The 15,280-nt window shown below is 70.9% G+C and carries 16 protein-coding genes; 13 read left to right on the forward strand and 3 right to left on the reverse strand.

Going from position 1 to position 15,280, the window contains the following annotated elements; translation table 11 throughout:
• The first annotated feature begins 279 nt into the window (after positions 1-279).
• Both P696_RS0117735 and P696_RS0117740 read left to right on the forward strand, forming a co-directional pair.
• Positions 280-933: a response regulator transcription factor gene (locus P696_RS0117735; protein WP_026413370.1), complete on the forward strand. Its 654-nt coding sequence runs from the start codon at positions 280-282 to the stop codon at positions 931-933.
• 15 nt (positions 934-948) lie between these two features.
• Positions 949-2,085, forward strand: a complete 1,137-nt coding sequence (locus P696_RS0117740; protein WP_026413371.1) for a sensor histidine kinase — start codon at positions 949-951, stop codon at positions 2,083-2,085.
• Between the two features lie 32 nt (positions 2,086-2,117).
• Here P696_RS0117740 and P696_RS0117745 read toward each other — a convergent pair whose 3' ends face one another.
• Together P696_RS0117745 and P696_RS46350 are read right to left on the reverse strand one after the other, a co-directional pair.
• Positions 2,118-2,438, reverse strand: a complete 321-nt coding sequence (locus P696_RS0117745; RefSeq protein WP_026413372.1) for an L-rhamnose mutarotase — start codon at positions 2,436-2,438, stop codon at positions 2,118-2,120.
• Positions 2,438-3,178 carry a FadR/GntR family transcriptional regulator gene (locus tag P696_RS46350; protein ID WP_051467810.1) on the reverse strand — a complete coding sequence of 247 codons (741 nt, stop codon included), beginning with the start codon at positions 3,176-3,178 and terminating at the stop codon, positions 2,438-2,440. The genes P696_RS0117745 and P696_RS46350 overlap by 1 nt, the downstream gene beginning before the upstream one ends.
• A gap of 166 nt (positions 3,179-3,344) precedes the next feature.
• Between P696_RS46350 and P696_RS0117755 the strand changes: the two genes are divergently transcribed.
• From P696_RS0117755 to P696_RS0117805, 11 genes are all read left to right on the forward strand, one after another.
• Entirely contained in the window at positions 3,345-4,196 is an 852-nt protein-coding gene (locus tag P696_RS0117755) for a fumarylacetoacetate hydrolase family protein (RefSeq protein WP_026413373.1), read from the forward strand.
• On the forward strand, positions 4,193-5,476 hold the full coding sequence (locus tag P696_RS0117760) for an enolase C-terminal domain-like protein (protein WP_026413374.1): 1,284 nt from the start codon (positions 4,193-4,195) through the stop codon (positions 5,474-5,476). Before P696_RS0117755 ends, P696_RS0117760 begins: the two co-directional genes overlap by 4 nt.
• Positions 5,476-6,225, forward strand: coding sequence for an SDR family NAD(P)-dependent oxidoreductase (locus P696_RS0117765; protein ID WP_034485370.1), 750 nt, complete (start codon positions 5,476-5,478; stop codon positions 6,223-6,225). The genes P696_RS0117760 and P696_RS0117765 overlap by 1 nt, the downstream gene beginning before the upstream one ends.
• A 61-nt stretch (positions 6,226-6,286) precedes the next feature.
• Positions 6,287-7,333 (forward strand): sugar ABC transporter substrate-binding protein, encoded by a 1,047-nt coding sequence (locus P696_RS0117770; RefSeq protein ID WP_026413375.1) that lies wholly within the window; start codon positions 6,287-6,289, stop codon positions 7,331-7,333.
• Complete coding sequence (locus tag P696_RS0117775; RefSeq protein ID WP_051467811.1) at positions 7,333-8,844, forward strand: sugar ABC transporter ATP-binding protein; 1,512 nt, start codon at positions 7,333-7,335, stop codon at positions 8,842-8,844. The genes P696_RS0117770 and P696_RS0117775 overlap by 1 nt, the downstream gene beginning before the upstream one ends.
• Entirely contained in the window at positions 8,844-9,878 is a 1,035-nt protein-coding gene (locus P696_RS0117780) for an ABC transporter permease (RefSeq protein WP_026413377.1), read from the forward strand. Before P696_RS0117775 ends, P696_RS0117780 begins: the two co-directional genes overlap by 1 nt.
• 31 nt (positions 9,879-9,909) lie before the next feature.
• Positions 9,910-10,815, forward strand: a complete 906-nt coding sequence (locus P696_RS0117785) for an aldo/keto reductase (RefSeq protein WP_026413378.1) — start codon at positions 9,910-9,912, stop codon at positions 10,813-10,815.
• Positions 10,816-10,834: 19 nt separating this feature from the next.
• On the forward strand, positions 10,835-11,644 hold the full coding sequence (locus tag P696_RS0117790) for an amidohydrolase family protein (RefSeq protein ID WP_026413379.1): 810 nt from the start codon (positions 10,835-10,837) through the stop codon (positions 11,642-11,644).
• A 7-nt stretch (positions 11,645-11,651) separates the two neighbouring features.
• Positions 11,652-12,356: a (Fe-S)-binding protein gene (locus P696_RS0117795; RefSeq protein WP_026413380.1), complete on the forward strand. Its 705-nt coding sequence runs from the start codon at positions 11,652-11,654 to the stop codon at positions 12,354-12,356.
• Positions 12,353-13,762, forward strand: a complete 1,410-nt coding sequence (locus P696_RS0117800; protein WP_026413381.1) for a LutB/LldF family L-lactate oxidation iron-sulfur protein — start codon at positions 12,353-12,355, stop codon at positions 13,760-13,762. The genes P696_RS0117795 and P696_RS0117800 overlap by 4 nt, the downstream gene beginning before the upstream one ends.
• Complete coding sequence (locus tag P696_RS0117805) at positions 13,762-14,358, forward strand: LutC/YkgG family protein (protein ID WP_026413382.1); 597 nt, start codon at positions 13,762-13,764, stop codon at positions 14,356-14,358. The genes P696_RS0117800 and P696_RS0117805 overlap by 1 nt, the downstream gene beginning before the upstream one ends.
• Positions 14,359-14,376: 18 nt before the next feature.
• On the opposite strand, the gene P696_RS0117810 is transcribed toward P696_RS0117805, so the two are convergent.
• A complete protein-coding gene (locus tag P696_RS0117810) occupies positions 14,377-14,922 on the reverse strand; it encodes a YceI family protein (RefSeq protein WP_051467812.1) in 546 nt (181 codons plus the stop codon).
• Positions 14,923-15,280 lie beyond the last annotated feature (358 nt).

Raw genomic sequence — 15,280 nt, forward strand, 5'->3', positions numbered from 1 at the left:
CGACCGTTGGTCCGGGCGTGGGCCGATGGTGCCTGGGCGGCCAAGAAGGCGGTGACGGTGGCCGCGGCGAGGCAAAGCGGCACTGCGATCCGCCGCCCCGTCCAGCGGCGGCGGGTGTTCTCGGAAGGCGCGTCCATGTTCGCTCCTACTCACGTTGTCGGGAGGTGGAGAACCCAGTGCACCAAGAGGGCGGTTACCACCCCGGAACAGGAGCCGTTACGCCGCTGTAACCGCGCGCCGTCGAGAATGGGCGCGTCCAGCCGCCTGGAACGGGGGCCCATGCGCGTTCTCGTCGTTGAGGATCATCAGGAGCTCGCGGAGACGCTGGCCGCGGGTCTGCGCCGCGAGGGGATGGCCGTGGACGTCGCCCTGGACGGGACGTCGGCCCTGGCGCGCACGGCGGTGAACCGGTACGAGGTGGTCGTGCTCGACCGCGACCTCCCCGGAACGCACGGCGACGACGTGTGCCGGACCCTCGTCTCGCAGCGGTACCCGGCGCGCGTGCTGATGCTGACGGCCGCGTCCACCATCGAGGACAGGGTCGAGGGCCTGGCGTTCGGGGCCGACGACTACCTGCCCAAGCCGTTCGCGTTCGCCGAGCTCGTGGCGCGCGTGCGGGCGCTGGCCCGGCGCTCCCAGCCCGCGGTGCCGCCGGTGCTCGCGCACGGTGAGCTCAAGCTGGATCCCGGACGGCGGGTCGTGGTGCGCGGCGGCAACCGGCTCGACCTCAGCCCCAAGGAGTTCGCGGTCCTGGAACTGCTGCTCGCCGCGGGTGGCAGGGTGGTGTCCGCCGAGGAACTGCTCGAGCGGGCCTGGGACGAGGCGGCCGATCCGTTCACGGGCACGGTGAAGGTGACGGTCAGCAGGCTGCGGCGCAAGCTCGGCGACCCACCGCTCATCGAGACGGTCGCCCAGGCCGGCTACAGGATCTGAAGGATCGGACCGTCCGTGTCGATCAGGCTGCGACTCACGCTGCTGTACGGAGTGCTGTTCCTGGTGAGTGGCCTGGCGCTGCTCACCGTGGTCTACGTGCTGGTGGCGCACGCTCCGCCCTGGTCCGCGGTCGACCCGCCCAAGGCGCCCGCCACGCCGACACTGCCCCGGGGGCTCGGCCCGAACGCGCCGACGATGCCCGACCTGAGGGCCGAGCTGGCACACCAGCGGGCCGACTACCTGCGCGACCTGCTCACCGCGTCCGGCGTCGCGCTCGCCCTCATGACGGTCGGCTCGGTCTGGCTGGGCTGGCTGATGGCCGGGCGGGCGCTGCGCCCGCTGCGCACCATGACCGACAACGCACGGGCGATCTCGGCGAACGACCTGCATCGCCGACTGAGCCTGGGCGGCCCCGACGACGAGCTCAAGGGCCTCGCCGACACCTTCGACGACCTCCTGGACCACCTGGAGGGCGCGTTCGAGGCGCAGCGCCGGTTCGTCGCCAACGCCTCGCACGAGCTCCGCACCCCGCTCACCTACGAGCGCAGCCTGCTCGAGGTCTCGCTCGCCGACCCGAACGCCACGGCCGCGGAACTGCGGGACGCCTGTGAGCGTGTCCTCGGCGGCAACCAGCGTCAGGGCGAGCTCATCGAGGCGCTGCTGACACTGGCCCGCAGCCAGCGCGGCCTTGACCGGCGCACCCGCCTCGACCTGGCGATCTCCGCCGGAGAGGTGCTGGACCTCGCCCGGCGGGACGTGGCGGCGGATCCGCCGGTGTTCGACGTCGAGCTGGACTCCGCCCCCGTGCTGGGCGACCCGCCGCTGCTCGAACGGCTGATCGTGAACCTGGCCGACAACGCCGTCCGGCATAACGTGCCCGGCGGCCGGGTCACGATCCGGACCGGGGTCCGCGACGGACGTTCCGAACTGGTGGTGCGCAACACCGGCCCGGTCGTCCCGGCCGACCAGGTCGACACGATCTTCCAGCCGTTCCAGCGCCTCGCGGCCACCCGGCTCGCCGGCCGGGACGGCCACGGCATCGGCCTCTCGATCGTCGCCGCCATTGTCACCGCACACGATGGCGACCTGCACGCCGAGGCGCCGCCCGAAGGCGGCCTCGAGGTCACCGTCCGCTTCCCACAAGCGACCTGACACCGCCACGGACGATCAGGAGGGCGGCCGGGTCACTCGGTGGGGAGGTGCCAGACGGCGGGGAGGCCCGCGGTGGTGCCGGTGGCGGAGTAGTCGTGGACGACGTCCAGGTATCCGGCCATGCGGGCCTGCCAGGCGATGTTCACCGGGAGGTTCTCCAGGGCGGCCAGGAGGGCGGGGTAGTCGTCGCAGTCGATGAGGTGGAAGAGGTCGAGGCCGCTGCGCCAGATCGTCCAGTCGTGGGCGCCGGCGGCGCGGATGGCGTCGGTCAGCTCCTCCGGCACCTCGCGGTGGGCCTGCTCGTAGGCGTGTTCCGCGCCGGGCTTGAGGCGGGTGTGCAGGGCGATGCGCATCAGTGCTGCTCCTGGTCGGCGTCGGCGTCGGGGTCGGCGTCGGCGTCGGCCTGGCGGCGCGCCCAGTTCTCGACGGCGCCGATGTGGACGGCGGCGGCGATGCGCGCGGCCTCGGGATCGCGTTCGGTGAGCGCGCGGTAGATCGCCTCGTGCTCGCGGAAGGTGCGGGCGAAGGCGTCGGCCTCCTGGAGGCCGCGCCAGACGCGGGCGCGGAAGGTGCGGCTGTTCAGCCCGCGCAGGATGGCGGAGAGCACCGGGTTCCCGGCGGCCTCGGTGATGATCCGGTGGAACTCCATGTCGTGGCCGACGATCTCCTCGGAGTCCACGCCGCGTTCCATCGCGCGCATCTCGGCGCGCAGCAGCGCGAGGCCGTCCTCGTCGATGCGGGCGGCGGCGGTCGCGGCGGCGGCCGGTTCGAGGATCTTGCGGACCTGGACCAGGTGCAGCAGCGTCTCGCCGCTGGACATCTCGGCGACCGCGCCGAAGGTCTCCAGCAGGTCGTCCGGGCTGAGCCGGGTCACGTAGACGCCCGCGCCGTGCCGGGCCTCCAGCACGCCGAGCACGGTCAGCGCCCGGATCGCCTCGCGCATCGAGCTTCGGGACAGTCCGAGCTCGGCGGCCAGCTCGCGCTCGGTCGGCAGCCGCTGCCCGGGTGTCAGCTCCCCGGCGGCGATCTTCGCCTTGATCTGCGCGATGGCGCGTTCGGTGACGGTCGTCCTCGGTGTCGCGTCCTCGGTCACCCTGTGGTCTCCCTTTCCCCCGGTTGCCGGACCCATCTTGATCTGGTCGGACCAATCAAGGCAAGTAACGACTTCATTACGAGGTATTGCCAGGTACCTGGGGTGAAGTGGTCTGATGACTTCACGATTGGTCCGATGAATCGAGAGCATGAGGGGGGACGCTTCAGTGAAGCTGCTGCGCGTGGGACCGGTGGGCGCCGAGCGGCCCGCGGCCCTGGCCGGGGACGGCACGCTGCGCGACCTGTCCGGGATCACCGCCGACATCGACGCGGCGTTCCTCGCCGGAGACGGCCTCGACCAGGCGCGGAGCGCGCTGGAGGGCGGCCGCCTCCCGGTGGTCGAGGGCCCCGTGCGGGTCGGCCCGCCGCTCGCGCGCCCCGGCAAGATCGTGTGCGTCGGCCTCAACTACCGCGACCACGCCGCCGAGACGGGCGCGGAGCCCCCGGCCGAGCCGGTGCTGTTCATGAAGGCGCCGAACACAGTGGTCGGACCGGACGACGAGGTGCTCGTCCCGCGCGGCAGCGTCAAGACCGACTACGAGGTGGAGCTCGCGGTCGTCCTCGGCGGCACCGCCCGCTACCTGGACTCGCCCGAGCAGGCCCGCGACCTGATCGCCGGTTACGCGATCAGCAACGACGTCTCCGAGCGCGAGTTCCAGCTCGAGCGCGGCGGGACGTGGGACAAGGGCAAGTCCTGCGAGACGTTCAACCCGTTCGGCCCGTGGCTGGTCACCGCCGACGAGATCGCCGACCCGCAGGCGCTCGCCCTCCGGCTGTGGGTCGACGGCGAGCTCCGCCAGGACGGCTCGACGAAGAACATGATCTTCGGGATCGAGCACGTGATCTGGTACATCAGCCGGTTCATGGTTCTGGAGCCCGGGGACGTGATCAACACCGGCACCCCGGCGGGCGTCGCGCTGGGCCGTCCAGGCGAGCCCTACCTGCGCGCGGGCCAGGTGGTGGAGGTCGAGATCGAGGGCCTCGGACGCCAGCGGCAGACCGTCGGGAGCGCCGAGTGAAGATCGTCGCGCTGGAGGCGCACGACGTCCGCTTCCCGACCTCCCGCGAGCTGGACGGTTCGGACGCGATGAACCCCGACCCCGACTACTCGGCGGCCTACGTGGTGCTGCGCACCGACGACGGCCTCGAAGGGCACGGGTTCTGCTTCACCATCGGCCGCGGCAACGACGTCTGCGTCGCCGCGATCCAGGCGCACGCGCCGCTCGTCGTGGGCTCCGACCTCGACATGGACGACCTCGGCGGGTTCGCGCGGCGGCTCGTCCACGACTCGCAGCTCCGCTGGCTCGGCCCGGAGAAGGGCGCGGTGCACATGGCCGCCGCCGCCATCGTGAACGCGGCGTTCGACCTGGCCGGACGCGTCGCCGGTCTCCCCGTCTGGCGGCTGCTCGCCGAGATGTCCCCCGAGCAGATCGTCGACCTCGCGGACTGGCGGTACCTCACCGACGCCCTCACCCCCGCGCGCGCGATGGAGATCCTCCAGGACGCGCGTCCCGGCAGAGCCGAACGCACCGCGAAGCTCCTCGCGGACGGCTACCCCGCCTACACCACCACGCCCGGCTGGCTGGGCTACAGCGACGAGAAGCTCGTGCGCCTCGCGCGCGAGGCCGTCGCCGACGGCTTCACGCAGATCAAGCTGAAGGTCGGCGCGGACCTCGACGACGACGTCCGCCGCATGCGCCTCGCGCGCGAGGCGGTCGGCCCGGACATCCGGATCGCCGTGGACGCCAACCAGCGCTGGGACGTCGGCCCCGCGATCGAGTGGATGAAGGCCCTCGCGCCCCACGACCCCTACTGGATCGAGGAGCCGACCAGCCCGGACGACGTGCTCGGCCACGCGGCCGTCCGCCGCGCCGTCGCCCCGGTGAAGGTCGCGACCGGCGAGCACATCGCGAACCGCGTCATGGTCAAGCAGATGCTGCAGGCCGGGGCGCTGGACGTCCTCCAGATCGACGCCTGCCGGGTCGCGGGCGTCACCGAGAACGTCGCGAACCTGCTGCTCGCCGCCGCGCACGGCGTCCCGGTCTGCCCTCACGCGGGCGGCGTCGGGCTCTGCGAGGCCGTCCAGCACCTGTCGATGTTCGACTACGTCGCGGTCAGCGGCACGACCGACGACCGGGTCATCGAGTACGTCGACCACCTGCACGAGCACTTCACCGATCCGGTCCGGATCGTGGACGGACGCTACGCCGCGCCCACCGCGCCCGGCATGTCCACCGAGATGCGCGCCGCGAGCCTGGCCGCGCACACCTACCCCGACGGCGAGGTCTGGAGGAGCTGATGGAGTTCGACGGAATCAGGGCCATCGTGACGGGCGGCGCGTCCGGCATCGGCCTGGCGACCGCGACCCTGCTGCGCGAGCGCGGCGCGGCCGTGGCCTGCCTCGACGTGAACGACGCGCCCGAGCCGTTCTTCAGCGCCAAGGCGGACGTGTCCGACGACGCGTCCGTGCGGGCGGCCGTGGCCGCGGCCGTGGCGCACCTGGGCGGGCTCGACGTCCTCGTCAACAACGCTGGCATCGGCGCGCAGGGCACCGTCGAGGACAACGAGGATGCCGAATGGCTGCGCGTCCTGGACGTGAACGTGCTCGGCATCGTCCGCGTGACCCGCGCGGCCCTCCCGCACCTGCGGCAGTCCCCGCACGCCTCGGTCGTCAACACGTGCTCCATCGCCGCGACCGCCGGGCTGCCCCAGCGGGCGCTGTACTCGGCGTCCAAGGGCGCGGTCCTGTCGCTGACGCTCGCGATGGCCGCCGACCACGCCCGCGAGGGCGTCCGCGTCAACTGCGTCAACCCCGGCACGGTGCACACGCCGTGGATCGGACGGCTCCTGGAGAAGGCCGCCGATCCCGACGCCGAACTCGCCGCGCTCAACGCCAGGCAGCCGATCGGCCGCCTGGTCTCCGCCGAGGAGGTCGCCACCGCGATCGCCTACCTCGCCGGTCCCGCGGCGGGCGCCACGACCGGCGCCTCGCTCGCGGTGGACGGCGGCATGCAGGGCCTCCGGCTCCGCCCCGCGTCCGGCTCCTGAGGCCGGACGGCGCGTCCGGCACCGGGCGCGCGACCCACCCCCTTTCCGTGGAGGAGAGTCAATGATGATTCGCAGCAAGATCATGGCCGGGGCCGCCGTGGCGCTGTCGGCCGCCCTGCTCGCGGGCTGCGGCAGCACCAAGGACTCCGGCGGCACCAAGGCCGCCGGGGGCAGCGGCAAGGTCGGCGTGGACCTGCCGCTCCTGACCTCGCCGTTCTGGCAGTCCTACAACACCTACGTCCCGCAGATGGCCAAGCAGCTCGGTGTCGAGACGATGCCGACGGTCAACTCCAACTCCGACCCGACGCAGCAGATCACCGACATCAACAACCTGCTGAACCAGAACGTGAAGGGCCTGGTCGTCGCGCCGCTGGACAGCGCCGCGATCGTGGCCGGGCTCAACCAGGCCGACCGCAAGGGCGTCCCGGTCGTCGCGGTGGACGTCGCGCCCGACAAGGGCAAGGTCGCGATGGTCGTCCGCGCGAACAACGTCGCCTACGGCGAGAAGGCCTGCAAGTACCTCGGCGACAAGATCAAGAACGGCAAGGTCGCGCAGATCCAGGGCGACCTGGCGTCGGTCAACGGCCGCGACCGCTCGCAGGCGTTCACCGACTGCATGAAGAAGAACTACCCGCAGGTCAAGGTGCTGGAGATCCCGGCGGAGTGGAAGTCGGAGAAGGCCGCGTCCGGGCTGGACGCCGTCCTCAACGGCAACCCCGACCTCAAGGGCATCTACATGCAGGCGGGCGGCGTCTACCTCGCGCCGACGCTGCAGGCGCTGCGCAGCAAGGGCATGCTCCACCCGGCCACCGACGCCAAGCACATCGCGATCGTCTCCAACGACGGCATCCCGCAGGAGTTCGACGCCATCCGCAAGGGCGAGATCGACGCGACCGTCTCCCAGCCCGCCGACGCGTACGCCAAGTGGGGCCTGTACTACATCAAGGCCGCGATGGAGGGGAAGACCTTCCAGCCCGGCAAGACCGACCACGACAGCGAGATCGTCAGGCTGCCCAACGGCCTGCTGGAGGACCAGCTGCCCGCGCCGCTGGTCACCAAGGACAACGTCGACGACAAGTCGCTGTGGGGCAACACGGTGGGCAAGTGATGACAGCGCCCTTGGACACGGCCGGTGAGGCCGTCCCGATCGTCGAGGCCGAGGGCGTCACCAAGAGGTTCGGCTCGACGGTGGCGCTCGCGGACGCCCGGCTGAGGGTTCTGCCGGGCGAGTCGCACGCGCTGGTCGGACGCAACGGAGCGGGCAAGTCGACGCTGGTCAACGTGCTGACCGGGATCTTCCCGCCGGACGGCGGCCAGGTCCGGTTCGACGGGACCCCCGCGCCCGCGCCCGGCGACCGGGACGCCTGGCGCGCCCGCGTCGCCTGCGTCTACCAGAAGTCCACGATCATCCCCGAGCTGACCGTCGCGGAGAACCTGTTCCTGAACCGCCAGCCCGGCGCCCGCGGCGTCATCGGCTGGAAGCGGATGCGCCGCGAGGCCGCCGACCTGCTCGCGGCCTGGGACGTCCAGGTCGACCCGGCGCTCGAGGCCGGACGGCTCAGCGTCCAGGACCGGCAGTTCGTCGAGATCGCGCGGGCGCTGTCGTTCGGCGCGCGGTTCATCATCCTGGACGAGCCGACCGCGCACCTCGACAACGCCGAGATCGAGCGGCTGTTCGTCCGGATGCGGGCGCTGCGCGAGAGCGGCGTGGCGTTCCTGTTCATCTCGCACCACCTCCAGGAGGTGTACGAGGTGTGCGAGACCGTCACGGTCTTCCGGGACGCCCGCTGGATCGCCACCGCGCCGGTCGCCGAACTGCCGCGCGCCGACCTGGTCGCCGCGATGACCGGCGAGGCCACCGAGCTCGGCCGGGAGGCCGGGCGCCGGGAGCCGGTGACCGCGCCCGTCCGGCTGACGGTCTCCGGCCTGTCCGGTCCGGGATTCTCCGGCGCGTCGCTGGAGGTCCGGCGCGGCGAGGTCGTCGGGCTGGCGGGCTCGTCGGCGAGCGGGAAGATCGAACTCGCCGAGACGCTGGTCGGGCTGCGCAGGCCCGCGTCCGGGAAGGCGGTCCTGGACGACCGTCCGCTGCCGTTCGGCGACGTCCGGAAGGCGATGGACGCCGGGGTCGGGTTCGTCCCGCGCGACCGGCACGCCCAGGGCCTGGTGCCGGAACTGTCGGTCGGCGAGAACGCCACCATGACCATCGCCGGACGGCTCGGACCGTTCGGCGTGGTCAAGCCCGGCAGGCTGCGCGCCGAGGCGACGGACGCGATCGCCGACCTGGACATCAAGACGTCCGGGCCGGACCAGCCGGTCACCGGCCTGTCCGGCGGCAACCAGCAGAAGGTCGTGATGGCGCGCGCGCTCGCCACCGGACCGGGCCTGCTGGTGCTGATCAACCCGACCGCCGGGGTGGACGTGAAGTCCAAGGAGGCGCTGCTCGCGGTGGTGGACCAGGTCCGCGCGGACGGCACCGCCGTGATCATCATCTCCGACGAACTGGACGACCTGCGCCCCTGCGACCGGGTGCTGGTCTTCTTCCACGGCCGGATCACCGCCGAGCATCCCGCCGGGTGGTCCGACCGCGACCTGGTCGCCTCGATCGAGGGAGTGTCCTGATGGCCGACACCACGGCCGAGACCGCGGCGGGCGCCCGGCCCGAACCGCGCGTCGCCCCGCCCGCCACCGCGGGCGGCCTGCTGCGCCGGGCCCGCGAGTTCGCGCTCGTGCCCGCGCTCGTCGTGCTGGTCGTCCTGGGGGCGGTCGTGAACGACAGCTTCCTCACCCAGCGCAACATCATCTCCATCCTGGGCGCGTCGGCCGCGCTGGCGCTGGTCGTGCTGGCCGAGTCGCTGATCCTGATCACCGGGAAGATCGACCTGTCGCTGGAGTCGGTGGTCGGCATCGCGCCGGGCATCGGGGCGCTGCTGGTGATCCCGGCGGCCTCGGCCGGGTTCGGCACGACCTGGCCCGCCTGGGCGGGGATCCTGGCGATCTTCGTGGTGGGCGGCGCGGTCGGCGCGTTCAACGGCTTCCTGTCGGTGAAGCTGCGGCTGAACGCGTTCATCGTGTCGCTGGCCATGCTGATCGTCCTGCGCGGCCTGCTGACCGGCGCGACCAAGGGCAAGACGCTGTTCGACATGCCGGACCCGTTCTTCTCCATCGCGACCACCACGTTCCTGCAGGTCCCGATGTCGGTGTGGCTGGCCGTGGCCTGCTTCGCGGTCGCCGGGTTCGTGCTGCGCTACCACCGGCTGGGCCGCGCGCTGTACGCGATCGGCGGCAACCCCGAGGCGGCCCGCGCGGCGGGCATCCGGGTCGAGCGGGTGACCTTCGCGGTCTACGTGATCGCCGGGGTGCTCGCGGCGGCGGCCGGGCTCTGCCTGACCGGCTACGTCGGCGCGATCAACGCCAACCAGGGCCAGAACATGATCTTCACGGTGATGGCCGCGGCCGTCATCGGCGGGATCTCCATGAACGGCGGGAAGGGCACGATGACCGGCGCGGTCACCGGCGTCCTCCTGCTCGGCGTCGTCGACAACCTGCTGACCCTGGCGCAGGTCGCCTCCTTCTGGAAGCAGGCCATCTACGGTGCGATCATCCTGTTCGCGCTGGTCATCTCGCGGGTGACCTCGGGGCGGGCCCAGGAATGACGCCTTACCCCGCGAAGGAGGGAATGTCGAAGTGAGGGTTCCGGTCACGCCGCTCGCGTTCGGCAGCGCCGCTGTCGGCGGGCTGTACGCGCCCGTCTCGGTGGACGAGGGGGTGCGGACCGTCCGGCGGGCTTTGGACGCCGGGATGCGCTACCTGGACACCGCGCCCCACTACGGCGCGGGCACCTCGGAGCGCGTCCTGGGGGAGGCCCTCGCGGACGTCCCGCGGTCCTCGTTCACCATCTCGACGAAGGTCGGACGGGTGCTGCGGCCGATCCGTCCTGGCGAGACCCCGGACGCGGAGGGCTTCGCAGGTGAGCCCTCGGTGAAGCGCGAATGGGACTTCACCCGCGACGGCATCCTGCGGTCGCTGGAGTCGTCCCTCGAACGGCTGGGACTCGACCGCGTGGACGTGGTCTACATCCACGACCCGGACGCGCACGAGGCCGAGGTCTACGAGTCGGCGTTCCCGGCGCTCGCGTCGCTGCGCGAGCAAGGCGTGGTCGGAGCCGTCGGCGTGGGGATGAACCAGGCCGAGATGCTCACCAGGTTCGTCCGGCGGCTCGACCTGGACGTCGTGCTGTGCGCGGGCCGGTACACCCTCCTTGACCGTTCCGCTGAGGCCGGGCTACTGCCCGCGTGTGTGGAGCGGGGAACGGCTGTTGTTGTAGGCGGTGCCTACAATTCGGGGCTTCTCGCGGGCGGAACGACGTACAACTACGCACCCGCTCCCGCCTCCATGCTGGAACGCGTCGCCGCGCTGGAAAGCGTGTGCGCCCGCTACGGCGTGCCGCTGCGGGCGGCTGCTCTGCAGTTCCCTATGCGTCACCCCGTAGTGGAGAGCGTGTTGGTCGGCTGCCGCACGCCGGAGGAGGTCACGGACAACGCGGCCCTGTACGCGTTGGACGTGCCCGAGGACCTGTGGAAGGAACTCTGATGTCCTGGAGGCAGGTCTGATGTTCGACGCTCACCATCACCTGTGGGACACGTCCGTTCGCGACTACGCGTGGATGGACGGCCCCTGGGCCGACCCGCTGCGCGGCCGTTTCGACGTCGCGCGCTACGAATCAGCCTCAGGCGGCGACATCACCGGCTCGGTGGTTGTGCAGGCCCTACAAACCGTCGACGAAACCAGGGACCTGCTGGCTCTGGCGGACGGACACCCGGTTTCGGGCGTCGTGGGCTGGGTGGACCTCACAGGGAACACGGTCGCCGAGACGCTGGCCTCGTTGCCCGGGCCCCTTGTGGGAATCCGACACATGGTCCAGGACGAGCCCGATCCCGAGTGGTTGGCCCGCCCGGACGTGCGCCAGGGGATTCGCGCTGTGGCGGACGCCGGGCTGGTGTTCGACCTGCTGGTCAAACCACCGCAGGCGGACGCGGCGCTCGCGGTCGTGCGCGCGCTGCCCGAGGTGTCCTTCGTGCTCGACCACGCCGGGAAACCTGACATCGCGGGCGGTGGTTGGGAGCCGTGGGCGTCATGGATCACGGCCATGGCCGAGTCGCCGAACGTGACGGTGAAGCTCTCCGGCCTGGTCACCGAGGCCGCGCCCGGATGGCGTCCGGAGGACGTGCTGCCCTACGCGAGGCACGTGCTGGAGACGTTCGGGCCGTCCCGCGTGATGTTCGGTTCGGACTGGCCGGTCTGCACGCTCGCCGCCTCCTACGCGCGCGTTGTCGACCTGGTCACGGAGGTGCTGGCGGACGAGGACCGCGCCGAGGTGTTCGAAGGAACGGCCAGGCGCGTCTACAGGATCGAGAGGTGACCCGAAATTGCGCGTCGCGCTGTTCGTGACCTGCGTCAACGACACGCTGTTCCCGGGGACGGGGCGGGCGACCGTGCGGCTGCTCGAGCGCCTCGGCTGCACGGTCGAATTCCCCGAGGCTCAGACGTGTTGTGGCCAGATGCACTTCAACACCGGCTACCGCGAGGACGCGATGCCGCTGGCGTTGCGGGTGGGGGAGGTGTTCTCCGGCTACGACGCGGTGGTCATGCCGTCGGGCTCGTGTGCGGCGATGGTACGTGAGTGGTATCCGGCGCTGGGTGTGGAGCCGCCTTCGGGTGTGTATGAGCTGTCGGAGTTCCTGGTGGATGTCCTGAAGGTGGAGGACGTGGGGGCCTATTTCCCGCATTCGGTCACCTACCATCCGACCTGCCATTCGCTGCGTTCGCTCCGTGTTGAAGACCGGCCCTCCAAGCTGCTGTCGGCTGTGCGCGGTCTGACGCTGCTGCCTTTGGGCGGAGCCGACGAGTGCTGCGGGTTCGGTGGGACGTTCTCGTTGAAGAATCCGGCGGTGTCGGCGGCGATGTGCACTGACAAGGTCCGGCATGTGCTCGATACCGGCGCTGAAGTCCTGTGCGCTGTCGACAATTCCTGTCTGGTGCATATCGGCGGGACGATGCGTCGCGAGCGCGCGGGTGTGCGTGTGATGCATCTGGCGCAGATCCTGGCGTCCACGGAGGGGAACCCGGCATGAGCTCTACTTTTGTCGGGATGCCGTCGTTCCCGAAGGCGGCGTCCAGGGCCGTGGGGAATGCCCAGTTGCGGCATAACCTGCACAAGGCGACGCACACGATCCGCGACAAGCGCGCGGCCGCAGTGGCCGAGCAACCCGACTGGGACGACCTGCGAGCCGCGGGCGCCGCGCTGAAGAACCGTGTCCTGCGCCACCTGGACCTGTACCTGGAGCAGCTGGAGGAGGCCGTCCAGCGAGCGGGTGGACACGTCCACTGGGCCGCCGACGCCGCCGAGGCCAACCGCATCGTCCTCAGCCTCGTGCGCGCGACAGGGGAGACCGAGGTCGTCAAGGTCAAGTCCATGGCCACCCAGGAGATCGGCCTGAACGAGGCCCTGGCCGAGGAAGGGATCACCGCCTACGAGACCGACCTGGCGGAGCTGATCGTCCAGTTGGGTGACGATCTCCCGTCGCACATTCTGGTCCCGGCGATTCACCGGAACCGGGCGGAGATCCGGGAGATCTTCCAGCGCGCGATGGCCTCGTGGGGTCGCCCAGCCCCCGCTGACCTGACCGATGACCCGCGCGCGTTGGCCGAGGCGGCGCGCCTGCACCTGCGTGAACGGTTCCTGTCGGCGAAGGTCGGCATCTCGGGCGCGAACTTCGCGGTCGCTGAGACCGGCACTCTGGTGGTGCTGGAGTCCGAGGGCAACGGCCGGATGTGCCTGACTCTCCCGGAGACTCTGATCTCGGTCGTCGGGATCGAGAAGCTCGTGCCGACCTGGCAGGACCTGGAGGTGTTCATGCAGTTGCTCCCGCGCTCGTCCACGGGCGAGCGCATGAACCCCTACACCTCCATGTGGACGGGTGCCACCGAGGGCCAGGAGTTCCACCTGGTCTTGTTGGACAACGGCCGGACGAAGGTCTTGGCCGACACGGTCGGACGCCAGGCACTGCGCTGCATTCGCTGTTCGGCCTGCTTGAACGTCTGCCCGGTGTATGAGCGCGCGGGAGGCCATGCCTACGGTTCGGTCTACCCGGGACCCATCGGCGCGATCCTGACGCCCCAACTCCGTGGCTTCGGCTCCGAACTGGACGAATCGCTCCCCTACGCCTCCACCCTCTGCGGGGCCTGCTACGACGTCTGCCCAGTCGCGATCAACATCCCCGAAGTTCTGCTGGATCTCCGTGCGAAGGTCGCCGCCTCGGGCGCGCACAAGGGCGAGAAGCTGGCCATGGCCGCAGCCCGGCGCGTCCTGTCATCACCGGGGCTTCTAGGAGCGAGCCAACGCACGGCAGGCCGCTTCCGCAAGCTCACTCCCCGTCGTCTCCCCGGCCCTCTGTCGGCTTGGACGGACACCAGGGACATTCCAGCGCCCCCACCTCAGTCGTTCCGCGACTGGTGGGCCTCCAGGGAGGAGAAGTAGTGGCCTCGCGAGAAACGATCCTCGCCCGCGTGCGGTCAGCGCTGGCCGACGTCCCGTCCACCGAGACGCCGGACGACGTGCCGGTGCCGCGCGATTACCAGCACACCCGACCCGGTCCCGACCTGGTCGAACTGTTCGTAGACCGACTCATGGACTATCGCGCCGTTGTTCACCTCGACACCCCGGTCGCCGAGCTTGCGCGCGGACGAGGACGCCTCATGGTCCCGCCCGGCACCCCGGGGGAATGGCTGTCGGGCGTGGACGTCGCCCGCGACGACCCGCCCCTCACCGCCACCGAACTCGACCACCTCGACGGTGTCCTGACCGGTTGCGCCGTCGCCATCGCCGAAACAGGCACGATCATCCTCGACGGCGGCCCCGCCCAAGGCCGCCGAGCTCTCACCCTGGTCCCCGACCACCACCTCTGCGTCGTCCACCGAGAACAGATCGTCCGAACCGTTCCCGAAGCCCTCCAACGCCTCGACCCCACACGCCCCCACACCTGGATCAGCGGCCCCTCCGCCACCAGCGACATCGAACTCGACCGCATCGAAGGCGTCCACGGCCCCCGCACCCTCGAGGTCGCCATCCTCTGAGGCGCCTGAGCCGAGCGCTCAGGCGCGCGTGAATCGCGCCTTCACAGTGCCCACCGCCTTCATCGAGGACATGCGCATCGGGCTCCAGGTCATGCCGAACTCCGAACGATCGACAACGAGCTCCGCGGTGAGGACGACGGCCAACTCGGTCACGTCCTGGATGGTCGCGGTGAAAGTGACGGGCCGGGAGATCCCGGCCGCCTCGAAGGAGCCTCGGCACCCCAACCCGTCCGGCGACACAGGGAGTGCCGAGGTCACGGTAAGCACGGCCTCGGGAGACTCGTCGGCCTCGAAGAAGTCGCTGGACCGCAGGTGCTCGTCGCGCTTCTCATGCCCGGTGTCGACCGACCGCGCGTCGAACCTGACCCGCCCCGTCACCGCGCCGTCCGCGCCGACGGTGATCTCACCCCCCAAGAGTTTGAGCGTGCCGCGCACGGTGAGGGCACCCCAGAAGTGCTTGGAGCGGAACTCGGCGGACGACCCCTCTGGTTCGAGGACCCAGCTGCCGACGGCGGTCCCGTCAGCCAGCCGCGAGGTGATGTCCGGTGCGGTGGGCCTGTTCATGGGCGTTGACTTCCTTCACTGAATCATTGCGCGTACGCGACGAACGACACGTCCGCCTCACCACCCCGACAACACAACCCCCCAGAACGTCAGGCGGGCGCCTTTCACGCGACCCAGGCAAGCCGCCGCCGTACTCGCGGCATGCAGCCACGAGGCGTTGTGACCGCCGCTGCTGGCTCGCTGCCAGTGCCACTGGGCACAACGCGTCAAGGCGGCCGACACGCCTGCCGCCCCGCCCAGGAGGACGGAGTACCGCCCGGACAACGTCGGGACGGACGCGACCGGAGCGGTCGCGCCGATCGACCGGACAGTCCGCAGTCCCTCTGACGTTTAGAGATTCTGCGTCGTAGCCTGAGGT

Source organism: Actinomadura oligospora ATCC 43269, assembly GCF_000518265.1.
Classification (GTDB): Bacteria; Actinomycetota; Actinomycetes; order Streptosporangiales; family Streptosporangiaceae; genus Spirillospora; species Spirillospora oligospora.